This is a genomic window from Hylemonella gracilis (assembly GCF_004328645.1).
Classification (GTDB): domain Bacteria; phylum Pseudomonadota; class Gammaproteobacteria; order Burkholderiales; family Burkholderiaceae_C; genus Hylemonella; species Hylemonella gracilis_B.
This window is the reverse complement of record NZ_CP031395.1, coordinates 1,111,525-1,134,436: the sequence shown is the minus strand read 5'-3', so window position 1 is coordinate 1,134,436 and position 22,912 is coordinate 1,111,525. Positions and strand designations below refer to the sequence as shown.

Here is a 22,912-nt window from a genome sequence, read left to right as displayed (position 1 = left end):
GGGCGTGTCCGCGCGCGCCTACTCCATCTCGGACGGTTCGTGCCGACCGCGTGCGGGAGCAGCCTGGGCATCCGACAACTGCCAGAAGATGGCCGCTGAAGCCAGGGTGATCAACCCCATGCAGACAAAGGTACCGCGGAATGCAGGCAACGCGGCGGCGGCTTCCTCGTTGCCGAAATAGCCGGTGAACGCCGCCAGCACGGCCCCGGCAGCCGCCACGCCCATGCCCATGGCCAGCATCTGCACCATCGACAGAAGGCTGTTGCCGCTGCTGGCCATCGCGGGGGCGAGGTCCTTGAGCGTGAGCGTATTCATGGCCGTGAACTGCATGGAGTTCACCGCGCCGAACAGCATGAGTTGCAGGATGCGCAGCCACAAAGGCTGCTCTACCGTGGTCAGCGCGAAGCTCGCGGTCGCCAGACCAACGAACAGGGTGTTGAACACGAGCACGCGGCGGTAACCATAACGCGTGAGCAACCAGGTCCCTGGACGTTTCATGGACATGCTGGCCAGCGTGATGGGCAGCATCATCAAGCCCGCATGCAAGGGTGAGTAGCCCAAGGTCACCTGCATGAGCAGCGGGATCATCAGGGGCATGCAGGCGCTGCCCAGGCGCGAGAACAGATTGCCCAGCAAGCCGATGCGCAGGGACGCCACACCGAACAGCTGGGGCGAGAACAGCGGGTCGGGACGGCGCAAGGCGTGCATCCAGTAGGCCGCGAGACTGGCGAGACCGAAGATCATCAGTACCAGCACGCTGGCTTGGCGCAGACCCAGGCCGGACAGGCCGTCGAGCGCGAGGGAGATCGTCACCATGCCGAAGGCCAGCAGCAGGTAGCCGGTCAGATCGAAGCGGGCCAATGCCGTGTTGCGCTGGACGGGCATGTAACGCAAGGTCGCCAGGCCGCCGAGCAACCCCACGGGCAGATTGATCAAGAAGATCCAATGCCAGGACGAGACCTCCACGATCCAACCACCCAGCGTGGGGCCGATCAGTGGACCGATGAGCCCGGGGATGGCCACAAAGCTCATGGCCTGCAGAAAACGTTCACGTGGAAAAGTCTTGAGTACCGCGAGCCGACCCACGGGCAGGAGCAATGCACCGCCCAAGCCTTGAAGCACGCGCGCCGCCACCAGCAGCCCGAGGGTGTTGGACATGGCACAGAGCAACGAGCCGACGGAGAACAGCGCGATGGCGCCCAGGAACACGGGGCGCAAGCCAAAGCGGTCTGCCAGCCAGCCCGAAGCCGGAATCAGCATCGCCATGGTGAGTGAATAGGCCACGACCACGGACTGCATGCGCAAGGGACTTTCGCCCAAGCTGCGCGCCATGGCGGGCAAGGCAGTGTTGACGATGGTGGCATCCAGCGTCTGCATGAAGAAACCCACCGCCACCAGCCAGAGCAAGGCACGCAGTTCGCCCTCCTTGAGCGGTGCGCCAGCTTGCGTTGCGTTCATGGAGTGCCGACCTGGAAACTGAAAACGGGAATCTTGCGGAACGGACAGCAAAAAGCCACCCGGAGGTGGCCTTGTGTGTCAGAACCAGACGCAGCTCACACCGAGAAGCTGGAACCGCAACCGCAGGTGGTGGTGGCGTTCGGGTTCTTGATGACAAATTGTGCGCCTTGGAGATCTTCCTTGTAGTCAATCTCGGCGCCCAGCAGGTACTGGTAGCTCATCGCATCGATCAGGAGGGAGACACCGTTCTTGGTCATGGTGGTGTCGTCTTCGTTGGCCACCTCGTCGAAGGTGAAACCATACTGGAAGCCGGAGCAACCACCGCCCTGCACAAAAACACGCAGCTTGAGGTCCGGATTGCCCTCCTCGGCGATCAGGTCAGCCACCTTGGCCGCAGCGCTGTCGGTGAAGAGAATCGGCGCGGGCATCTCGCTCACGACATCGGCTTGGACGGATTCGGCAACTGCGCTCATGGGAAAACTCCTTCTGGCAGGAAGTTGTTCAGTGACAGGGCTGTGATGGTACACCCAACCGTCGAACCGCTCGGCAGTCGCCTCGCAAACCCATACTGCGCGTGACGCCTTCGCCCGAACCGGGCGCTATGGACCGCAGGCAGGCGAGGAGGTTCAATTGCCGGTCGCAGCCAGCTTGAGGGCAGGCTTGTCCTCCAGCATGGAGGGCGTGGGGCGCAGCAGGCCAGCGATGATGGCGCCCTGGTGCATTTCCAGCGCGGTGTAGAAGACGTCGCCTTCGATGCGCGCCTTGGGTTGCAGCTCCAGCATCTGACGGGCATAGACCGGGCCCTTGATCGTGCCGTTGACGATCACGTGGTCAGCATGCACCTCGCCGAGGATGGATGCCGTCTCGGAGATGACCAAGATGCTGCTGTCTTCCTCTCGGGCACGCACGTTGCCGACGATGGTGCCATCCACGCGCAGGCCGTCGCGGAAGTGCACATGACCTTCGATGTGATTACCGTCGGCAATCAAGCTTCGAATGGCCGGGGGTTTTTGCTTGCTGAACATGGGAACAACTTTCTACACAGAAATTCAGGACGAGGCACCTGCCGCGCGGACTGGCGGCCACATCCTTGCAAATTCAGATTACAACTTGACTGACTGCTCCGCGCGCACCGCATCGCCCTGCATCACCTTGGCGATGATGCTCTTGATCTCGGTGTCCGGCGGCAACTGGAACGTGCCCTCGGCCCGCGCATACTGGCGCAACCGGATGGGCTGCGCTCCCTGCGGCAGAGGTGCGGACCACGGCCGCCCGGATTGCACGCCAATGAACTGCACTTCCAACTGCCCACTGAACTCCCGCGCGTTCTTTTGAGGCTGGATCACCAACACCTGCCATTTGACCAGCTGCCCCTGTCCATCCTGCTGCACGACGGCCTGCAGGCCGCGAATCGCAAGAGACTCCCCCCTCCTTCGGTGGGGATCAGGCGCTCGAAGAAACCCAGATCGTCGCGCAAGCGCTGATTATCCGCTTCGAGCTGCTTATTGAGTTCCGACAGGCGTTCCTGCGCGGTTTGCTCGGCGGCCATCAGCGTGGAGGCCGTGTTCGCCTTGGCCAGCGCCTCGTCGCGCTCGTCCTTCATGGAACGCGCCTGGCGACGCAACTCTGAGAGTTGCTGCTCCAGCTTCTCCACGTAGCCCACGCTGCCGCCCTCGATGCCGGCGATGTCGCGGCCGAACTCAAAGGCCCACAGACCTATGGCGGCGCAGAAGCCGAAAGTCACGGCGGCAATCACCCAGCGCAAGGGCCAAGGCAGTGAGCTGCGCACGGACATGCGCGGTGCGCTCACCGTCAGACGCCGAAGTAGCAGACGCATTCGCATAGGGGGAAAAGTCTAGCAGCCGCGCAGAGAAAAAGGCCGGCGGATTGAAACCCGCGCGGCCTTTACATTGCAACAGATTGTCAGGCACATGACACATGCGAGGGCGATGCCGACATCCACGTCGGAGACGACCTCATCCATTGCCATTCGACCCTGCAAGCTGCCCCGTCACGCCACCACCCATGCCATCCCCGTATAGGGATAGGGGCATAGGCAGGACACAACGCGGATCAGCGCTTGCTGAACTGCTTGCGACGACGCGCGGAGTGCAGACCAACCTTCTTGCGCTCCACTTCGCGGGCGTCGCGGGTCACGAAACCGGCTTGCGACAGCGCAGGCTTGAGGGCCGCGTCGTAGTCGATCAGAGCGCGCGTGATCCCGTGGCGGGTGGCACCGGCCTGACCGGACTCGCCACCGCCATGCACGTTGACCTGGATGTCGAAGGTTTCGGCATGGTTGGTCAGCATCAACGGTTGCTTGGCGATCATGATGGAGGTTTCACGGCCGAAGTACTCGGCGATGTCCTTGCCATTGACCGTGATCTTGCCGGAGCCCTTCTTCAGAAACACGCGCGCGACGCTGGACTTGCGTCGGCCGGTTCCATTGTTCCATTCACCAATCATTTCGGACTCCTTCAGATGGCCAGCGGCTTGGGTTGCTGAGCGCTGTGCGGATGCTCGGCGCCGCCATAGACCTTGAGCTTCTTGATCATGGCGTAGCCCAGCGGGCCCTTGGGCAGCATGCCCTTGACAGCCTTCTCCAGCGCGCGGCCGGGGTGCTTGGCTTGCGAGTCGCGGAAGTTGGTGGCGGAGATGCCGCCCGGATAACCCGAGTGGCGGTAATAGATCTTGTCGAGCGACTTCGTGCCCGTCACCTTCAGCCTGGCGGCGTTGATGACGACAATGAAATCACCGGTATCGACGTGAGGCGTGTAAATGGCCTTGTGTTTGCCGCGCAAACGGAGAGCAACTTCGCTGGCTACTCGTCCGAGGACCTTGTCGGTCGCGTCAATCACAAACCACTCGTGCTTCACGTCAGCGGGTTTGGCGCTGAACGTAGTCATGAGTTTTCTCTTTCAAGAATCGTCCCAGCCAAAAGATGAGCGGGACGGGTTTGGCGGGCTCTTTTCCACGGTCGGTGCTCCTCTTTCGGGAGCCTCTTAGGTGGTGATGTCAGAGCCAATGCACCGCACGCCCTGCAATGCGCAGAGGCATCGCCGAATTCAGGCGCTGCATTGACCGTCTTCGCCGCGGAGCCACAAAAGCGCTGCGAAGCCTGCCATTATACAAATTCCCTGGCTTCAGGGCAGTTAACATCGGACGGCCATGTTCAGCTACCGCCACGCCTTCCATGCCGGCAACCACGCCGATGTCCTCAAACACAGCACGCTGATCGCGCTTACGCGGCATTTGACGCAGAAAGACACCGCGCTCACCGTCATCGACACCCACGCGGGCGCGGGCCTGTACCGACTGGACGGCGACTACGCCCAGACCAGCGGGGAAGCCGCTTTCGGCATTGGCAGACTCTCGGATGTGAGCGCAGACTCCCTTCCGGAGATGCTACAGGACTATCTGATGCTGATCGGGGAATTCAATCCCGGTGCAGCCTATGCAAAATCCACCACCCCCAAGGTCTATCCTGGCTCGCCCTTCATCCTCCAGCGCCTGCTGCGCGAGCAGGACCGGCTCAAGCTGTTCGAGCTGCACCCCACGGACAGCAAGGCCCTGGAAGCCAATATCGCCCAACTGGATGCGGACCGGCAGGTCGCCGTGCTACGGGAAGACGGCTTCGGCTGCATCACCAAGTTTCTGCCCCCGCCCTCGCGCCGGGCTCTGCTGCTGTGCGACCCGAGTTATGAAATCAAGACAGACTACACGCGTGTCGCCAGCCTGCTGGCCGATGGACTGAAGCGCTTCGCCACCGGCTGTTATGTCGTCTGGCACCCGATCATTCCGCGCCCCGAGGCCCATGACCTGCCACGCCGTTTACGCACGCTGACGAATCAGGCCGGCAAACCCTGGCTGCATGCCACGCTGACCGTCAAGTCCGGCAAGGACGCCACCGGCCTGCCCGCCAGCGGCATGTTCATCGTCAACCCGCCCCATACCCTGCAAGGCGCCTTGAAAGCGACCTTGCCTCAGCTGGTCGAGTTGCTCGGACAGGACCGGAATGCCGCTTACACGCTGGAGAGCGCAGGCCACTGAGCACGGTTCTCAAGCCCTTGCCCCTGCCGGTCTCAGTCTCACACGATAGCCAGCCGCCGACAGATCTCCAGCGTGGCCGCGCTCTGGTTCATGCTGTAGAAGTGCAGCGCAGGCGCGCCGCCCGCGCGCAACTGCTCGCACAAGGCCGTCACCACGTCCAGCCCGAAGGCCTTGATGCTGGCCGTGTCGTCCCCATACCCCTGCAGGCGCAGGCGCACCCAGCGCGGGATCTCCGCGCCGCAGGCGTCGCTGAAGCGCATGAGTTGGGTGGAGCTGGTGATGGGCATGATGCCGGGCACGATGGGCACGGTCACGCCCAGGGCGTCGGCGTCCTCGACGAAACGGAAATAGGCGTCGGCGTTGTAGAAATACTGGGTGATGGCCGAATCGGCACCTGCCTTGACCTTGGCCGCGAAGGCCTGCAGATCGGCCTCGGGCGAGCGGGCCTGCGGATGCACCTCGGGGTAGGCCGCAACTTCGACGTGGAAGTGCTCGCCCGTCTCGTCGCGGATGAACGCAACCAGGTCGCTGGCGTAGTGGAATTCGCCGCCCGCGCCATATCCGCTGGGCAGGTCGCCACGCAGCGTGACGAGGCGCTTCACCCCCATGGCCTTCAGCGCCGCCAGATTCTCGCGCATGGTGGCCTGGGTGGCGCCGATGCACGAGATGTGCGAAGCGGCGTCCATGCCCTCGGCCAGGATCTCGCGCACCGCGGCAAACGTGCCTTCCTGCGTGGAGCCGCCGGCGCCATAGGTCACCGAGCAGAACTCGGGCTTCAAGGCTTTCAATTGCTGCCGCACGACGCGCAGCTTCTCCACGCCCTCAGGCGTCTTGGGCGGAAAGAACTCAATGCTCAGCGGCAAGGATTGCGGTGTCGGTTGTTCGCTCATGCGAGCCTCACGGTGATTTGATCGCGTGAATGAAGAATTCGCGGTTCCCGTCGCCACCTTCGATGGGGGAGTCGAACCAGCGTTGCACGGCCAGCCCCAAGGACGCGCAGGCATCACGCAGGCGTTGCTCGATCAAGGGGTACATGGCGGCATCGCGCACGATGCCTCCCTTGCCCACCTGGCCCGGCTGCAACTCGAACTGCGGCTTGACCAGGGTCAGCAGATGCCCGCCGCTCTTGAGCCAGGGCACCACCGCCGGCAGCACCAGGGTCTGTGAGATGAAAGAGAGGTCAGCCACCAGGAGGTCGAAGCCACCCTCCGGCACCTCACCTTCCAGCGCTTGCGCCACCGCAGCCGCGTCGCGGGCATTGAGCCCTTCAACGCAAAGCACCCGCGGGTCCTCGCGCAGGCTCGCATGCAGTTGCGCCTGCCCCACATCCAGGCCCACCACCCGCGTGGCACCCGCCTTCAGCAGACAGTCGGTGAACCCGCCGGTGGACTGACCGACGTCGAGGCAGTGCAGTCCCTGCACCGACAGGCCGACTTGTCGGAGCGCCGCTTCCAGCTTGAGGCCGCCTCGCGAGACATACCGCGCCTCGGTATCGTCCAGCAGGCGCAACTCCGCACTGTCGGGCACCTCGTCCCCATTCTTGGCGACGCGCTTCCATGCTTCGCCCTGCCGCCATTCCACCCCACCCGCAATCAGGCGCTGAGCCTGTGAGCGGGTGCTGGCGAGTTGACGCTGGACCAGGAGCTGGTCGATGCGCATCAGTAGCGGTAGGTGTCGGGCTTGTACGGGCCTTGCTTCGACACACCGATATAGGCGGCCTGCTCGTCCGTCAGTTCGGTCAGCATCGCGCCCACCTTCTTGAGGTGCAGGCGAGCCACCTTCTCATCCAGGTGCTTGGGCAGCACATAGACTTGGCCCGGCGTGTACTTCTGCGGCTGGGTGTAGAGCTCAATCTGCGCGATGGTCTGGTTGGCGAAGGAGCTGGACATCACGAAGCTGGGGTGGCCCGTGCCGCAACCCAGGTTCACCAGGCGGCCTTTGGCCAGCATGATGATGCGCTTGCCGTCCGGGAAGATCACGTGGTCGACCTGGGGCTTGATCTCTTCCCACTTGTACTTCTCGATCGAGGCGATGTCGATCTCATTGTCGAAGTGGCCGATGTTGCAGACGATGGCCTGGTCCTTCATCTTGACCATGTGGTCGTGCGTGATGATGGACTTGTTGCCCGTGGTCGTCACGAAGATGTCGGCCTTGTCAGCGGCGTACTCCATGGTCACGACCTTGTAGCCTTCCATCGCGGCCTGCAGGGCGTTGATGGGGTCGATCTCGGTCACCCACACTTGGGCCGACAGGGCACGCAGCGCCTGGGCCGAACCCTTGCCCACGTCGCCGTAACCGGCCACCACGGCCACCTTGCCGGCGATCATCACGTCGGTGGCGCGCTTGATGCCGTCCACCAGCGATTCGCGGCAACCGTAGAGGTTGTCGAACTTGCTCTTGGTCACCGAGTCGTTGACGTTGATGGCGCGGAAGGGCAGCGTGCCCTTGGCGCTCATTTCCTTCAGGCGGTGCACGCCCGTGGTCGTCTCCTCGGTCACACCGATGATCTGGCTGGCTTTGCGGGTGTACCAGGTCGGGTCCACGGCCAGCTTGGCCTTGATGGCGGCAAACAAGCAGGTTTCTTCTTCGCTGGTGGGCTTGCTGATGACCGACAGGTCCTTCTCGGCCTTCTGGCCCAGGATCATCAGCAGCGTGGCGTCACCGCCATCGTCGAGGATCATGTTCGGGCCTTCGCCTTCGCTGCCCTTGGGGCCGAAGTCGAAGATGCGGTGGGTGAAGTCCCAGTACTCGGTCAGCGTTTCACCCTTGTGGGCGAACACCGGCGTGCCCTTTTCCACCAGCGCGGCGGCGGCGTGGTCCTGCGTCGAGAAGATATTGCACGAGGCCCAGCGCACGCTGGCGCCCAGGGCCTGCAGCGTTTCCACCAGCACGGCGGTCTGGATGGTCATGTGGATGCTGCCGGTGATGCGCGCGCCCTTGAGCGGCTGGCTCTTGGTGAACTCTTCACGGATGGCCATCAGGCCAGGCATTTCGGTTTCGGCGATCTTGATTTCCTTGCGGCCCCAGGCGGCAAGGGACAGGTCACGGATGGCGTGATCGTGGGCGGGTTTGAGGACGGCATTCATGGTGAACTCCAAGGCTGTAGCGGTTGAACACCACCGGAGTTGCCGTGCGCGGGAAAGACCTCACCTCACGACGACCGGTGGGTGAGCGCAGTTGGAAGGCAGGGCCTGCCGCCCTGGGGTTCGAGCCTCACCACTGGGCCTGCAAGGCAGGCGCAAGGGCTGCAACGCTCCTCGAACGGCGGAGATTGTAACGCGCGGGCAGACAAACGCCATCCGATCCCGGGTCTGGATTTCAAGCCTCGGGCGGGGCCAGCCAGCAGCGGTTGCGCCCCGCCCGCTTGGCCTCGTACAGCGCCGCATCGGCCCGCTTGATCAGGCGCTGAGGATCGGCCAGGCCATCGTGGTCCACCACCCCGATGCTCACCGTCAGGTCCAGCGACAGGTCCTGTCCGAGGGCCAGCGGCGTGGCCTCGAAACGGTGGCGGATGTGCTCGGCCACCTTCAAGGCCTCCCCAGCCTGGACGCCGGTCAGCACCACCAGCATCTCCTCGCCGCCGTAACGGAAGACGAAATCGCCTGTGCGGACATGCTGGACGATCAGCCGCGCCGCCTGCTGCAGCACCTGGTCGCCCACGTCGTGCCCGTGGCGGTCATTGACGGACTTGAAATGGTCGATGTCCAGCACCAGGACAGCGAAGCCGGGGCTGCGGCCCGCCTTTTGCAGCTGGATCTGCCGGTTCAGCACGGTCGACAGGAAACGCCGGTTCAGCAGTTGCGTCAACGCGTCACGGCCGGCTTCCAACATCAGGGTGCGCTCGAACAGGTCGGCCAGATGGAAACGGATCTCGTCCAGCGCCAAATCGAGTTGCGCCAGGGCCTGCTGCAAGGCGGGCATGCCGGAGGGCGTGGTTTGCAGCAGCGGCAGGAGTTCGCGGTCCACGCGTTGGAGCGCCTGCGCGACACGGGCCAGTTCCGCCGCGTCATCAAAAAGATGCGGCGCCTTGTGCCGCAGCCACAGCCCCAGGGGCGAGGACTCCAGCGGCACGAGCCAGCGTGGCGCGGACAGGAGCACCTGGCGCGTCAGGCGGAGCGCCCAGTCCAGCAGCGCGGCCTGCTGGCGCTCCCGCTCCATGGCCATGTTCTGGCCGAGCGCGAACAGCCCCCGCGCCTCCGCCGCGCGCATGCCCCGCTCCTCCCTGCGGGAGTAGGCGGCGGCCAGGCGCTCCTGCGCCAGATGCGCGAGGCTGCCGACATAGTGGCCCGCAGCCAGCATGTCGCGCCGCTTCAGGGAGGAATCCAGCAATTGCGCCGCGATGCCATGCCCCAACTGGGACACCCCCGCTGACACCACGTCCATCGGCACACGATGGCGCCAGCACAGCTCGCCCATGCGCCGCAGCAAATCACCGACGGCGGCGTCAAACCAGGGCTGTTCGACCTCTGTCACCCGCTCCAGCCAGCGCCAAGCCAGGCTGTTCAGGCGCCGCCGGGCATCGGGCGGCATCAGCCCATCCAGATCGACGCGGGCGCGCAGCACCTGGTAGAAATCCTCCAGCAGCTGGGCACCCACCTGCCTGACGGCCAGGGCCACGGCCTCGCGCACCGCCGCATCGGAGCGCCAGCGAGGTAGCCGCCACGGCCGCGTCTCACGGACCCGCCGGGCTTCCCGCTCTTCGAGGGCCCTCATGTCGCCCGCTTCGGCCTGCTGCTGATTCCACATCGGGTTTCCTTCCCTATAACGTCCTGCCCCCTATTACCTGAGTACGCCAAGTCCCGCGCTGATTGGCTTTCGATGAATTATTGATCAACTATCACAATTTTTGTGATTAAAAATAGATTTTCAAAGAGGCCTTCCTTCTACCGTTCGCGGCATGGCCCCAGCCACCCACGCCACCGAAGCCCAGGCCTTTGCAACTCGCCTGCGTCAGGCCCTTGCGGCCATCGGCGTCAAGCCCTCACCCACGGTCGTCGCCAATGAATTCAACCTGCGCTACTGGGGCCGCAGCATCACCCCGCACACGGCGCGCAACTGGCTGCTGGGCGTGTCCATCCCCATGCAGGACAAGCTGCGCGTGCTGGCCGACTGGCTGCAGGTCAGCCCCGACGAGTTGCGCTTCGGCGTCGAGGGCGGCAACGCGCGCGCCGTGCGTGAGCCCGCCGCGCCCTGGGGCGAGTTGTCCATGCAGGACCGCGAGATGCTCAAGCGCTACCAGGCCCTGTCGCCCGAGGCCCGCAAGACCGTGCGCGACGTGATCGCGGCCCTGCACGCGCAAGTACAGGACAAGGCGCCGGAGCGTTGAGCACGGCGTCAGTGCGGGGGCAGTTGACGCAGCCGGGCCACCTGCGCCGGCAAATCGCGCCAGACCGGTTTGTCCGGCGCGAAACGCGCGCGCATGTACCCAGCCAGTTCGGCAAGCTGCGCATCGCTGAACGCATGGCGGAATCCCGGCATGAACCCGATGTCGCGCGCGGCCGGCGCGCGGATGCCGTCGAGGATCACGCGCAGCAAGTTATCGGGGTGGTCACTGTGCAGATTGCTGTTGAGCGCAAGCGGGACATTCACGCCCAGCAATCTGGGACCCTGGCCATCGTGGTGGCAAGCCGCGCAGGCCCCGTCGAAGAGTCGCTGGCCGGCGCCGGCCAGGGGCGCGCTGTCCTGTGCCACAGCCACCCACTCCGCGGCCTGGCGGCCCGAAAGTGAGCCGGGTTCGGCGTCGGCTGGAACATTGAACGAGGCGAGGTAGGTCGCCATCGCGCGGATGTCGGTCTCCGGCAGGGCCTGCAAGCCCTCGATCACCGGTGCCATCGGCCCCGAGACCGTGCCGTGGTTGCGGCTGTAGCCCTGGTGCAGGTAGGCGTAGAGGTCCTCCCTCGTCCAGGGCATCGGCGCGCGCGACAGCGCGGTGAGCGCCGGGGCTTCCCAGCCGTCGATGAACGCGCCAGACAGCCAGACGGGCCCACCGGTTTTTTCGGCGCCGAAGGCATTGCGCGGCGTATGGCAAGCGCTGCAGTGCCCGAGCCCGTTGACGAGGTAGGCCCCCCGGTTCCATTCGGGCGTCTGCGTCGCCACGGGCTGGTAGGGCGCGGGGTCGTGGAACAGGCCGTTCCAGACCGCCATCAACGGACGCAGGTTGAAGGGGAAGGCCAGTTCCGGCGAGGGCGTGGGCGCGCGCACGGCGGGCTGCGCCATCAGGTAGGCGTACAGCGCTTCCAGATCCTCGTCGCTCGTCTTCGCGAACGCGGTGTACGGAAACGCCGGGTAGAGGTGACGGCCATCGCGGGAAATGCCTGCACGCATCGCGCGCTGGAAGGCGCTGAAGGACCACAGACCGATGCCCGTCTCGACGTCGGGTGTGAGGTTGGTGCTGTAGATCGTGCCGAAAGGCGTGCGCAGGGCGCGCCCTCCGGCGTTGACCGTGCCGCCCGACTGCGTGTGGCAGACCGCGCAGTCGCCGGCAGCGGCGAGCCGGCGGCCCTTTTCCAGCGTGGCAGCGCTGTAGGGTGAAGAAGTTGACGGCGCCACCGGCGCGATGGCCGGCCGCCAGCCGAGCAGTGCCGCACCTAGTCCGAGCACGCCCGCCGTCATCGTCAGCCCTCGCGCCAGCCAGCCCCGCGTTCGGGGCGGCATCGCGCCCCATGGCCAACGAGTCTCGGTTCCAGTCCCGCCCGAGGCCGGCCAAGGCGCCGGCCGCGCCTGCGCGCCCGCGTCACCGCCTTGCGGCTCAGCGGAAGACTGCAGCGCCGCACGCACCGTCTCCGGCGTGAACGGCGGCTGACGCAGACGCACGCCCGTCGCGTCGAAGATGGCGTTGGCGATAGCCGCCGTGCCAGGCACCGACGCCGATTCACCGGCACCGAGCGAAGGTTCGTCCGGCCTCGGCATGTGCAAGACCTCAATCACCGGCACATCGCGAAAACTCAGGATCGGATAAGCGCCCCATTCGAGGTTCTGCACCGGCGGCGCCTGCGGCACGGGCACCGTGCTGCCCCGCTGCGCCAGCGGACGCCCGGGCGCGGAAAAGTCGACCTGTTCCTTGAGCGCACGGCTCGTCGTCTGCAGCACATTGCCATGCACCTGGTGCTCGACGCCCGCGGGATTGATGAGCAGGCCCGCATCATGTCCCACCACCACGCGCCGGACCTGTACTTCGCCGGTTCTGCGATTGACGTCCACGTCGGCCACCCACGCGGCCCAGGCGGCGCCGAAGCCTGGCCATTTGCTGTGCACGTAGCGCGCATAGGCGAAGCCCTGGCCGCTGACGATGTCGCCCTCACCACCTGCCTGCGGCCCCTGCTTCGGCCCGGTATGCACACGCCAGCCCGCGCGCTCGGCCGTGGCACGCACCAGCTCCGCCGCGCGCGCGTCCTGCAAATGCCGCAGGCGGAAAGCCACCGGATCTTCACCCGCGGCGGTGGCCAGTTCGTCGAAGTAGGACTCGTGCGCAAAGCTGTTGGGCAGGGCGGACACGCCGCGCAGCCAGGATGCGCGCACGATGGGCGCCATGTCGTTGACCGTGACGCGCAGGTTGTCCAGCGTGTAGGGCGGGCGCGCCGTGCGGTCGCCCATCTCGTAGGCCTGCGCCAGCGGCTCGATGACGCGCGTGAGCAGCAAGGCCAGCGTGGGCGCACCATTGGAGGGATAGGAGGTCTCGAAGTCATAGGCCGCGATCGAGCCGTCCGCGTTGAGTCCGCCGCGCACCTGCATCAGCTGCGCCGCGCCCTTGGGTTCCCAGGCGTTTTCCTGCTCACGCGTGAGCTGCACCCGCACCGGCGCGCCAGCAGCGCGCGACAGCAGCGCGGCGTCCGCGGCGACGTCGTCCGCACAATTGCGACCGTAGCAGCCCGCGGCTTCCATGCGGATCAGGTCGATCGAAAGGTCGGGCATGCCCATCAGGCGCGCGAGGTCGGCGCGCAGCACGTGCGGGTTCTGCGTGCCAGCCCACACGGTCATGCGCGCCGCGCCGCCTTCGCCGTCCGCGCGCCAGTCGGCCACCGCGCACGACGGACCGAGCGAGGCATGCATCTGGTATGGCCAGACGTAGGTGCGCGGCATGGCCTGCGCCGCGCCCGCGAGCGCCGCGTCGACGTCGCCCTCGTCCACCAGCCGCCGCGGCGTGGAAGGCTGGGTGCGCAGCGCCTGCGCGAGGTCGTCCAGCGGCGGCAGACCCGGCCAGGATCTCCAGGCGACGCGCAGTTCGCGCATGGCCTGCTCGGCATCTTCCTCGCGCTCGGCAACAACACCGACGAAATCGCGGATCACCACCACCGCGCGGATGCCCGGAATATGCGCGATCGACGATTCGTCCACCGACTCGAGCGTGTTGCCGATGAAGTCCCCATGGTCAGCGCCCGCGTACGGCGGCCGCACGACACGGCCATGCAGCATGCCGGGCACGCGCATGTCATGCACGAAGACCAGTTCACCGGTGGCCTTGGCCACCAGGTCCACGCGCGGCGCGGGGGTGCCGACGAGCGTGTAGTCGGCGGGAGGCTTGACGGCCGTCCGCGCATCCAGGCTCAGCTCGACATGATCCTTACCCACGAGTTCACCGTAGGTGATCAAGCGCCCGGTAGCCCGGTCGCGCACGACGCCTTCCTGCACGTCCAGGCCGGCAAGGTCCGCCTGCAGTTGCGCGCCAGCCCGCGCGAGCAACCAGTGCCGCGCCTGCGCAGCCGCCAGCCTGAGCGGCACCGCATGGATCTGGATCGACGCGCTCGCGATGGTCGCGCCCTGGTTGGGCGCGCGCGTGGTATCGCCCAGCACCATGTTCACCCGGTCCATCGGCACGTCCAGCTCTTCGGCCACGATCTGCGTGAGCGCCGTGCGAATACCGGTGCCCAGGTCCACGTGTCCATGGAGCGCTGTCACGCTGCCGTCGTCCCACACTGCCACAAGGATTTCGACGCCCTCGGCCGGATTGGCCTGCACGGCGGCCGGCTGCCCGGGCACCGGCACGGGCGGAGGCGGTGGATGGCGGGTGACCAGCAGGACACCGCGTGCTGCGTGAAAGTCGGCGCGCGTCAACGGCGCATCGGCGCGGCGCGTCATGGCGTGTGAGCTCCGGATGGTGCGACGTTGGTTGCCGCCCTCAGCACGGCGCGCACGATTTCCACATGCGTGCCACAGCGGCACAGATTGCCCGACAGTTCCCGGCGGATCGCGGCCTCATCGGCACACGGGTCGCGCGCCAGCAGCGCCGCCGCCATCATGACCATGCCGTTGAGGCAATAGCCGCATTGCGCTGCCTGCTCGTCGATGAAGGCCCGCTGCACGGGGTGCGGCATGGCGCGCGTGCCCAGGCCTTCGAGCGAGGTGATCTCCCGCCCCACCACGCCACCGGCGGGAATGACGCAGGCGCGTGCCGCCACGCCGTCGATCAGCACAGTGCAGGCGCCACACTCACCCAGGCCACAGCCGTACTTGGGGCCGTTGAGCCCCAGGTCGTTGCGCAGCACCGCGAGCAGCGGCGCGGTGGGCGCGGCCCCCACCTCATGCACCGCGCCATTGACGCGCAGCCTGAGTGGGGGCGGTGCCGGGGCGTGCATCGAAAGAAACCCCAGGCCCGCGTTCAGACTGCGATGTCGGCAGACTGTATGCGCTTGACGCCTTGGGCCTGCATCTGCTTCCAGGCCGCGGCGAGCGAACCGTTGAGGTCGATCGCGCGCGTCGCGTCCTCGATCACGTAGACCTCGAAGCCGAGTTTGCGCGCGTCCATCGCGGTCCAGGCCACGCAGAAATCGGTGGCCAGACCGGTGACGAACACCGTCTTGATACCCCGCGCCTTGAGGTAGCCCACCAGGCCCGTGGTGGTCTTGCGGTCGGCCTCCTCGAAGGCGGAATAGCTGTCCACGCTCTTGTGGAATCCCTTGCGGATGATGAGCTGCGCCGTCGGCAGTTTCAGGCCCGCGTGCAGCGCTGCATCGTCGGAGCCCTGCACGCAGTGGTCGGGCCAGAGCACCTGGGTGCCGTACGACAGTTGGGTGGTCTCGAACGGTTTCTTGCCGCCATAGGTGCTCGCGAACGAGGCATGGCCTTCGGTGTGCCAGTCCTGCGTGACAACGATGTTCTCGAAGGCGGGTGCCATGGCGTTGATGACAGGCACCACGTCCGCGCCGCCCTTGACCGGCAGCGTTCCGCCGTCGACGAAGCAGTTCTGCACGTCGACCACGATCAGCGCCGAGTTCGCCTTGGGTTTGATCTTGCCCGCGGCCATCAGTGGCGCCGCCACGCCGAGACCACCGACCGCGCCCAGCGCGGCCGCGGCCTTGATCAGGTTTCTGCGATTCATCAGATTCGGGGTATCCATGCTGTGTGCTCCTGGGTTGAAGAAAACCATCAGACGCTGAGGTAGGCCCGCCGCACTTCCTCGTTGGCGGCGAGCTCGGTCATCGGGGCCTCGTGGCGGATCTGGCCTTTCTCGAGCACGTAGGCCCGGTCGGACACCAGCTCCGCGAAATGCATGTTCTGCTCGGACAGCAGGATGCTCACGCCCTGCGACTTGAGCTCGAGGATCATCTGCGCCATCTGCTCCACGATGACCGGCGCCACGCCCTCGGACGGTTCGTCCAGCAGCACGAGAAAGGGGTTGCCCATGAGCGTGCGCGCGACCGTCAGCATCTGCTGCTCGCCACCGCTCATGCGGCCACCGGGTCGGTTGGGCATCTCACCGAGGTTGGGGAAGAGCTTGAACAGGCGTTCGGCCACCCACAGCGGCGCGGCACTGCCATCGGGCCAGCGGCGTGCGGCCTGCTTGCCGACCTCGAGGTTTTCCATCACCGTGAGGTCGGTGAACACGCGGCGGTCTTCCGGCACGAAACCGAGGCCCAGACGCGCCGCATGGTGCGGTTCACCACGAGAAATGTCATGGCCCATGAATTCGATCGAGCCGCGGCGGCGTGCCAGCATGCCGATGAGGGCCTTGAGCGTGGTGGATTTGCCCGCGCCGTTGCGCCCCATGAGCGCAACGACTTCCCCGCGCCGCACTTCGAGGTCGACGTCGAACAGGATTTGCGCGGCGCCATACCAGGCCGCGAGGCCTTTGGCCTTGAGCAGGACGTCGTTCATGCGGCCTCCTTTTCGAAGGTCTTGCCGGTGCCGAAGTAAACCTCCTGCACCTTCGGATGGTCGCGGATGTCGAGCGGCTTGCCTTCGGCGATGAGTCGACCGCGCGCCAGCACGATCATGCGGTCAGCATAGGCGAACACTACGTCCATGCTGTGCTCGGTGAAGAGCACCGCCATGCCACGGCTCACCACCAGCTGCTTGGTGAGCGCCATCAGTTCATTGCGCTCCTTGGGCGCCATGCCGGCCGTTGGCTCGTCCATCAGCAGCAGCTTGGGCGCGTTGGCCATCGCGATGGCGAGTTCCACGCGCTTGACGTCGCCGTAGGCGAGCACGCTGCAAGGCCGGTCGGCCTGCGACTTCATGCCCACCTGGTCGAGCAGATTCAGCGCGTCATCGCGCCGGTAGTCGGCCGCGCGGCGCCACATCGAAAACAGCTGGCGGTCATGCGACAGCAGCGCCATCTGCACGTTCTCCACCACGGTCAGCGAGGCAAAGGTCTCGGCGATCTGGAAGGTGCGGCCCACGCCAAGCCGCCAGATGTCGCGCGGCTTGCGGCCCACGAGCTCGTCTCCGCCCAGGCGGATGGAACCCCGGTCGGCCCGCAACTGGCCGTTGACCATGTTGAAGGTCGTCGTCTTGCCCGCGCCGTTGGGACCGATGAGCGCCAGCAGCTCGCCGGGTGCAAGGTTGAAGTGGATGCCATCGACGGCCTTCACACCACCGAAGGACTTGCCCAGGTCGCTGACCTGCAGCAGGGGTGCCGTGATGCTCATGACTTCACCTCCGCACTGCGGCCACGAAGTCTGTCGAACGCCTGCTTCGCGAAGCCGGCGAGGCCCTGCGGGAACAGTAGCACCAGGATGAGGATGATCGCGCCGAGCATGGCGCGCCAGTAGTCCGTGTTGCGGGCCACGGTGTCATGCAGCCAGGTGAAGGTGAACGCGCCCACCACCGGCCCCGCGAGGGTCTGGATGCCGCCAAGCAGCACCATGACCAGACCATCCACCGACTTGCTCACCGACAGGCTCTCGGGCGAAATGCTGCCTTTGGAGAACGCGAACAGCGCGCCCGCCAGGCCGGCCACCGCCCCGGCTACGACAAAGGCCGTCCACTGCATGCGCTTGGCGTCGATGCCGATCGCGTCGGCGCGCAGCGCCGAGTCGCGCCCCGCGCGCAGCGCGTAGCCGAAGGGCGAGAACAGCACGCGCCGCAGCCACCACACGCCGATGCCCACGAGCGCCAGCGTGAGCCAGTAATAGGTGCGCTTGTCGGACAGCCAGTCCGATGGCCAGACCCCGGTCAGGCCGTTGCTGCCGCCGGTGAAGCTGTCCCACTGGTAGGTGATGCCCCAGGTGATCTGCGAGAAGGCCAGCGTGAGCATGGCCAGGTACACGCCCGAGAGACGCACCGCGAACCAGCCGAACACCAGCGCGCCGAGCGCTGCCGCCACGGGCGCGACGATGAGCGCCACCTCCATCGGCAGGCCGCTGGCGCGCACCAGCAGGGCCGCTCCGTAAGCCCCCAGCCCGAAGTAGGCCGAGTGGCCGAAGGAATGCATGCCCGCCGGTCCCATGATGAAGTGCAAGCTGGCCGCGAACAGAGCGGCGATCAGCAAGTCAATCAGCAGCACCAGCGTGTACGGGGAGTCGGGCGCGAGCACGGGCACGGCCACCAGCGCCAGCGCGAAGACGGCCGCCGCCGTGAGGTAAGCGGGGCCCGGACGGCGCAGGGGTTCCTCCTGCATGCCGACATAACGGCTCGCGGCCTGGGGCTTGCCCATCAGGCCCCAAGGGCGCCACACGAGCACGGCCGCCATCACCAGGAAATCCACGACCAGTGTGAGTTTGGAAAACGAAATCTGCAACCCGAACAGATCCACGACGCCGAGCCAGATGCACACCGCCTTGATCTCGGCGATGAGCAGCGCGGCGACATAGGCACCGGGCAGCGAACCCATGCCCCCGACCACCACCACGACAAAGGCCGCGCCAATGGTGTGCAGGTCCATCTCCAGCGTGGCGGGTTCGCGCGGCAGCTGCAACGCGCCACCCAGGCCGGCCAGGAAGGCACCGAGGGCGAACACGGCCGTGAACAGCCAGGCCTGGTTGACGCCCAGCGCGCTCACCATTTCACGGTCTTGCGTGGCCGCGCGCACCAGCGTGCCGAAGCGCGTGCGCGTCAGCAGCAGCCACACCAGGCCCAGCACCACTGGCCCAACGACGATGAGGAACAGGTCATACGCAGGAAACTGCCTTCCGAGGATCGTCACCGCGCCGCGCAAGCCCGGCGCGCGCGGCCCCAGTAGTTCGTCCGGCCCCCAGAGGTAGAGCACCACATCCTTGATCACCAGCACCAGCGCGAAGGTGGCCAGCAGCTGGAACAGCTCGGGCGCCTTGTAGATGCGCCGCAGCAGCAGGATTTCGATCAGCGCGCCAAGCGCGCCGACGACCAGTGCCGCCACCACCAGCGAAGGCCAGAAGCCCAGGCTACCGGCGAACTTGTCGACCAACGAGTAGGCGACATAGATGCCCACCATGAAGAAGGAGCCATGCGCGAAGTTGACGATGCGCGTGACGCCGAAGATCAGCGACAGGCCAGCCGCCACCAGGAACAGCGACGACGCGCTGGCCAAGCCATTGAGCAACTGGACGACGAAACCGGAAAAACTCATGCGGGCATCCGTGGGCGTAGGAGAACACCGCCGCGCTCAGGGAGCGCCCGGGCGCGGCGGTGGCGGGACGGATCAGTCGGCGGCGCGTGACTTCTTCACGTCGGCGGCCGACGGCTGGAAGCGTGCGTCGGCGCCGTCGTAATAGACATAGTCGACCATCACGCCCTTGCCGCCTTCGTTCTTTGTCTTGCCGACGAATGCGCCCATGGTGGACTGGTGGTCTTCCGGGCGGAAGGTGACCTTGCCGAACGGCGAGTCGAACTGCAGGCCCTTGAAGGCTGCGACGAGCTTGTCGGAATCCGTGCTCTTGGCCTTTTCAAGGCCGGCCGCGGCCGCCATGATCATGCTGTAGCCCACCACCGAGCCCAGGCGCGGATAGTCCTTGAACTTGGCCTGGTAGGCGTCGAGGAAGGCCTTGTGCGCGGGGATGCTCACGCCGTTCCACGGATAACCGGTGACCAGCCAGCCGTTGGGCGCTTCGTCCTTCAGCGGGTCGAGGTACTCGGGCTCGCCGGTCAGCACGCTCACCACCGCCCGGCCTTCGAACAGGCCGCGGGTGTTGCCTTCACGCACGAACTTGGAAAGGTCGGCGCCGAAGAGCACGTTGAAGATGGCGTCGGGCTTGGCATCGGCCAGGGCCTGCACCACCGGGCCGGCCTCGATCTTGCCCAGCGGCGTCGCCTGCTCGGCGATGAACTCGACGTCGGGCTGCGCGGCCTTCAGCAGTGTCTTGAATGCCGCGACGGCGGACTGCCCATATTCGTAGTTAGGGTAGACAACGGCCCAGCGCTTCTTCTTGAGCTTCACCGCCTCGGGCACGAGCATCGCGGCCTGCATGAAGGTGCCTGGACGCAGGCGGAAGGTGTACTGATTGCCACCTTGCCAGGTCATCTTGTCGGTCAGCGGCTCGCCCGCGAGATAAAACACCTTCTTCTGCTTGGCGAAATCGGCCAGCGCCATGCCGGTGTGCGAGAGGAAGGCGCCTGCGAGAAGGTCCACCTTCTCGCGCGAGACCAGTTCCTCGGCCGCACGCACCATGTCGCCCGGATTGGCGTTGTCGTCGCGGCTGATGATCTCGATTTTCTTGCCGAGCACGCCACCCTTGGCGTTGATCTGCTCGACGGCCAGCTCCATGCCTTTTTTGTACGGCTCGAGGAAGGCAGGCTGCGCCTTGTAGCTGTTGATCTCGCCGATCTTGATCTGGGCATGCGCCGACAGCGCCGCCGTGGCGGCGGCAAGCGCCGCCCAGCGGACTGCGAGGTTCAGAGGCTTCGTGATGTTCATGGAAGGGCTCCTGGCTGGCTTGGGGTTGAGGAAGGGGTGTAAGGATTCGTTCGACGGAACAGGCGGAGACACGGGCGCGCTCAGCGCAATCCGTCCTGCCCCTTGATCTCGTGGACCTGCAGACCGCCGATGCGCGGCAGCGGCCGGCCGCTGTCCGTCACGACCACGGCGACCACGATTTCGTTGGCGCGCGGCGCGTCCGACACACGCGCCTCCATGGCGTCGAAATGGCTGCGCACGAAGGCCGCGTCCTTGTGGCCCAGAGGCACGTCGATGGCCGTGCCCATGCCACCCCGCTTCTTGGCCGAAGGCACGAGCGCCGCGCCTTTCTCCACCGCCACGCGCAAGGGCGCGCCCAGCTTCGGATGGAGGATGGCGGCGGCATGCTCGAGTTCACCGGCCTCGCCCACGATCGCGGCCTTGCCGTAGCTCTGGGCCTGGCCGGGCTCGATGCCGAGCGCCTTGACACACTTGTCACCCAGCAAGCCGCCGAGTTCTTCACCGATGGCAATCAACTGGTCAAGGTTTTCGGAGTAGCTACCGGCGTACGGATTGGCGATGACCGCCATGGCCAGCGCGCGGCGCGTGGGCGGGTCGATGGGTTTGCCCATTTCGACGCGGGTTTCGTCCACTTGGACGACGATCTTGCGGATGTTGGCGCTCATTTGGATCTCTTGCTCCTGGGTTCCTTGCCGTCGGGCTCGCGCTCAGCGCTGGCCGTCCCATAACGCGATGTTCTCGGCCCGCAAGCCACCCACGCGCTCATGCACGCGATAGCCCGTGGTCATCGCGAGGATGTAAACCACCTCATCCGGCAGCGGCGAGCCGGGCACGCGGACTTCCATCGCATCGAACTGTCCACGCACGTAAGCCGCATTGATGTTGGTGAGCGGCACGTCCAGCGTCACACCGGGCGGGCCGACCTTCTTGGTCGAAGGCACGATGGCCAGCGCGTTGCCGGGCTGCCCCTTCTTCTCGGTGACGGTGCCTGCTTGGTACTGCGCGCGATCGCCCTTCCAACCCAGCAGCTCGCGCATGGCGTAGCCACCGGGCACATGCCAGAGCGCGCCATGTTCCAGCTCGCCTCGCTCACCGACGATCGCGCCCTTGCCGTAGGTGCCGATACGCTCCTTCGGCACGGCCATGGCCACGAGCAGGCGGCGCGCCATGTCCACGCCAACGTCTTGCAGCGCGTCCATCATCGGCAGGATGTCGGGCTCGAAGCGACCCGCATACGGGTTGGTGAGCACAACACTGATCGCGCCGCGCAACAGCGGCTGCCCGGCCGGGGGCCCGAACTCGTGGCGGATTTCCTCCAGCTGCGTGACGATGCGTCGTATCTCGATCATGGGTTGTGGACCATGGAAATAACTCCATGCATTTCGTTAAGCAAACACTGAACCAGTTCTAGCAAATACCGAGCCAGCTTCAGCACCCGGAACCATCATGGCGACCCCTGGCGCTACACCGCAGAGCCCACCTTCCATCACGCGCACCTGGCCCTGGCACACCAGGATCGCGCCGGTGATCCGCCCTGCCGCCTGGAGCGCACCGGCACGGCGCAACCCCGCCGCCAGCGCCTCGGCCACGCGCTGCGGCGCCAGCGGCGGCACATCCACCGTGACGGGCATCGCGCCAAGATCACTGTCGTCGCGAAGCTCGTTCGCGGGTCGCCGCACGATGGACGCGTCGATCACGTCCACCGCGTTGGCGATCACGGTGGCGGCCGCGTCGGCGGCGGCGGCCGTCTCGGCCAGCACCGTCACGCTGTCGGCGATGCCCAGCGAGAAGCTGCGACCGCGCCAGCCGCTCGTCGCCACGCCGCGCACCGGCATGGCGTGCGTCACCTCGAACTGGCCGTCCACGGACACGCCCCTCAAGGCTTCGCGTGCCGTCAGGCGCGCAATGTCGGCATACAAGCCGATGCGCACCGAGGCGCCCGGCATCAAATGCAGCGCAATGTCGCCTCCGTTGTTGACCCATGCACGCGCGATGCCCTCACGCTGGTAGCAGGCGATCAATTCCTGCGCCACCGCGCCGGCCACCGCGGCCATGGGCGTGATGAAGGGGGCGCGAAACGGCGCGCAGGCATGCCACATGCGACGCCCGACGACGCCCGCCATGGGAAGGGCTTCAGGATCCACATCGATTTCGATCGGCCGTCGGAGCAGGGGCAGTTCACCCGCCAATTCATCCAACAGCGGCACGAAGCGCCGCCAGGCCGCCTCGTGCGCGTCAGCAACGGCGCGCTCGCCCCGCGCATCACGGGCTTGTGCGCCAATGACGATGTCCATCGGGCCATGCTGAAAATGCCAGCGCCCGTCAGACAGAGGTGAGCGCTGGGCGGGCATGGTGGTC

General features: G+C 66.1%; 23 protein-coding genes and 1 riboswitch. Of the genes, 2 read left to right on the top strand and 21 right to left on the bottom strand.

The window, feature by feature from the left end; all coding sequences use genetic code 11:
* Nucleotides 1-18: 18 nt before the first annotated feature.
* From mdtD to rplM, 7 genes are all read right to left on the bottom strand, one after another.
* On the bottom strand, nt 19-1,458 hold the full coding sequence (gene mdtD / locus DW355_RS05370; RefSeq protein ID WP_131278291.1) for a multidrug transporter subunit MdtD: 1,440 nt from the start codon (nt 1,456-1,458) through the stop codon (nt 19-21).
* Nucleotides 1,459-1,553: 95 nt separating this feature from the next.
* A complete protein-coding gene (erpA, locus tag DW355_RS05365) occupies nt 1,554-1,931 on the bottom strand; it encodes an iron-sulfur cluster insertion protein ErpA (protein ID WP_131278290.1) in 378 nt (125 codons plus the stop codon).
* A gap of 153 nt (nt 1,932-2,084) precedes the next feature.
* Nucleotides 2,085-2,483, bottom strand: a complete 399-nt coding sequence (locus DW355_RS05360; protein WP_006298095.1) for a bactofilin family protein — start codon at nt 2,481-2,483, stop codon at nt 2,085-2,087.
* A gap of 78 nt (nt 2,484-2,561) precedes the next feature.
* Complete coding sequence (locus DW355_RS18465; protein ID WP_347562746.1) at nt 2,562-2,804, bottom strand: hypothetical protein; 243 nt, start codon at nt 2,802-2,804, stop codon at nt 2,562-2,564.
* Nucleotides 2,801-3,295 (bottom strand): hypothetical protein, encoded by a 495-nt coding sequence (locus DW355_RS05355; protein ID WP_347562745.1) that lies wholly within the window; start codon nt 3,293-3,295, stop codon nt 2,801-2,803. Before DW355_RS05355 ends, DW355_RS18465 begins: the two co-directional genes overlap by 4 nt.
* 236 nt (nt 3,296-3,531) lie before the next feature.
* Nucleotides 3,532-3,924 carry a 30S ribosomal protein S9 gene (gene rpsI, locus DW355_RS05350; RefSeq protein WP_131278289.1) on the bottom strand — a complete coding sequence of 131 codons (393 nt, stop codon included), beginning with the start codon at nt 3,922-3,924 and terminating at the stop codon, nt 3,532-3,534.
* Nucleotides 3,925-3,935: 11 nt separating this feature from the next.
* A complete protein-coding gene (rplM, locus tag DW355_RS05345; RefSeq protein ID WP_131278288.1) occupies nt 3,936-4,364 on the bottom strand; it encodes a 50S ribosomal protein L13 in 429 nt (142 codons plus the stop codon).
* A 262-nt stretch (nt 4,365-4,626) separates the two neighbouring features.
* Between rplM and DW355_RS05340 the strand changes: the two genes are divergently transcribed.
* Nucleotides 4,627-5,508, top strand: coding sequence for a 23S rRNA (adenine(2030)-N(6))-methyltransferase RlmJ (locus tag DW355_RS05340; protein ID WP_131278287.1), 882 nt, complete (start codon nt 4,627-4,629; stop codon nt 5,506-5,508).
* Nucleotides 5,509-5,546: 38 nt separating this feature from the next.
* Here DW355_RS05340 and metF read toward each other — a convergent pair whose 3' ends face one another.
* The 4 genes from metF to DW355_RS18355 form a co-directional block, all read right to left on the bottom strand.
* A complete protein-coding gene (gene metF, locus DW355_RS05335) occupies nt 5,547-6,398 on the bottom strand; it encodes a methylenetetrahydrofolate reductase [NAD(P)H] (protein WP_131278286.1) in 852 nt (283 codons plus the stop codon).
* Nucleotides 6,399-6,405: 7 nt separating this feature from the next.
* Nucleotides 6,406-7,167, bottom strand: coding sequence for a TlyA family RNA methyltransferase (locus DW355_RS05330; RefSeq protein WP_131278285.1), 762 nt, complete (start codon nt 7,165-7,167; stop codon nt 6,406-6,408).
* On the bottom strand, nt 7,167-8,594 hold the full coding sequence (ahcY, locus tag DW355_RS05325) for an adenosylhomocysteinase (RefSeq protein ID WP_131278284.1): 1,428 nt from the start codon (nt 8,592-8,594) through the stop codon (nt 7,167-7,169). Before ahcY ends, DW355_RS05330 begins: the two co-directional genes overlap by 1 nt.
* A 76-nt stretch (nt 8,595-8,670) precedes the next feature.
* Nucleotides 8,671-8,773, bottom strand: a riboswitch (S-adenosyl-L-homocysteine riboswitch).
* 53 nt (nt 8,774-8,826) lie between these two features.
* Entirely contained in the window at nt 8,827-10,221 is a 1,395-nt protein-coding gene (locus DW355_RS18355; RefSeq protein WP_165493126.1) for a GGDEF domain-containing protein, read from the bottom strand.
* 184 nt (nt 10,222-10,405) lie between these two features.
* Here DW355_RS18355 and DW355_RS05315 point away from each other — a divergent pair, with 184 nt between their 5' ends.
* On the top strand, nt 10,406-10,834 hold the full coding sequence (locus tag DW355_RS05315) for a hypothetical protein (RefSeq protein ID WP_131278282.1): 429 nt from the start codon (nt 10,406-10,408) through the stop codon (nt 10,832-10,834).
* Nucleotides 10,835-10,842: 8 nt separating this feature from the next.
* Here DW355_RS05315 and DW355_RS05310 read toward each other — a convergent pair whose 3' ends face one another.
* The 10 genes from DW355_RS05310 to DW355_RS05265 form a co-directional block, all read right to left on the bottom strand.
* The gene (locus DW355_RS05310) at nt 10,843-14,583 is read right to left on the bottom strand and encodes a molybdopterin cofactor-binding domain-containing protein (protein WP_131278281.1); all 3,741 of its coding nucleotides are present in this window, start codon (nt 14,581-14,583) and stop codon (nt 10,843-10,845) included.
* Nucleotides 14,580-15,080 (bottom strand): (2Fe-2S)-binding protein, encoded by a 501-nt coding sequence (locus DW355_RS05305; protein WP_131278280.1) that lies wholly within the window; start codon nt 15,078-15,080, stop codon nt 14,580-14,582. Before DW355_RS05305 ends, DW355_RS05310 begins: the two co-directional genes overlap by 4 nt.
* Nucleotides 15,081-15,103: 23 nt before the next feature.
* Complete coding sequence (gene pncA, locus DW355_RS05300; protein ID WP_131282335.1) at nt 15,104-15,823, bottom strand: bifunctional nicotinamidase/pyrazinamidase; 720 nt, start codon at nt 15,821-15,823, stop codon at nt 15,104-15,106.
* 47 nt (nt 15,824-15,870) lie between these two features.
* The gene (locus DW355_RS05295; protein ID WP_131278279.1) at nt 15,871-16,599 is read right to left on the bottom strand and encodes an ABC transporter ATP-binding protein; all 729 of its coding nucleotides are present in this window, start codon (nt 16,597-16,599) and stop codon (nt 15,871-15,873) included.
* Nucleotides 16,596-17,372 carry an ABC transporter ATP-binding protein gene (locus tag DW355_RS05290; RefSeq protein WP_131278278.1) on the bottom strand — a complete coding sequence of 259 codons (777 nt, stop codon included), beginning with the start codon at nt 17,370-17,372 and terminating at the stop codon, nt 16,596-16,598. The genes DW355_RS05295 and DW355_RS05290 overlap by 4 nt, the downstream gene beginning before the upstream one ends.
* Complete coding sequence (locus tag DW355_RS05285) at nt 17,369-19,270, bottom strand: ABC transporter permease (protein ID WP_131278277.1); 1,902 nt, start codon at nt 19,268-19,270, stop codon at nt 17,369-17,371. Before DW355_RS05285 ends, DW355_RS05290 begins: the two co-directional genes overlap by 4 nt.
* Nucleotides 19,271-19,342: 72 nt before the next feature.
* Complete coding sequence (locus tag DW355_RS05280) at nt 19,343-20,554, bottom strand: ABC transporter substrate-binding protein (protein WP_131278276.1); 1,212 nt, start codon at nt 20,552-20,554, stop codon at nt 19,343-19,345.
* Nucleotides 20,555-20,634: 80 nt separating this feature from the next.
* Nucleotides 20,635-21,219 (bottom strand): amino acid synthesis family protein, encoded by a 585-nt coding sequence (locus DW355_RS05275; RefSeq protein WP_006298076.1) that lies wholly within the window; start codon nt 21,217-21,219, stop codon nt 20,635-20,637.
* Nucleotides 21,220-21,261: 42 nt separating this feature from the next.
* A complete protein-coding gene (locus DW355_RS05270; protein WP_131278275.1) occupies nt 21,262-21,903 on the bottom strand; it encodes an amino acid synthesis family protein in 642 nt (213 codons plus the stop codon).
* A gap of 36 nt (nt 21,904-21,939) precedes the next feature.
* Nucleotides 21,940-22,905, bottom strand: coding sequence for a UPF0280 family protein (locus DW355_RS05265; protein WP_131278274.1), 966 nt, complete (start codon nt 22,903-22,905; stop codon nt 21,940-21,942).
* Between the last annotated feature and the right edge of the window lie 7 nt (nt 22,906-22,912).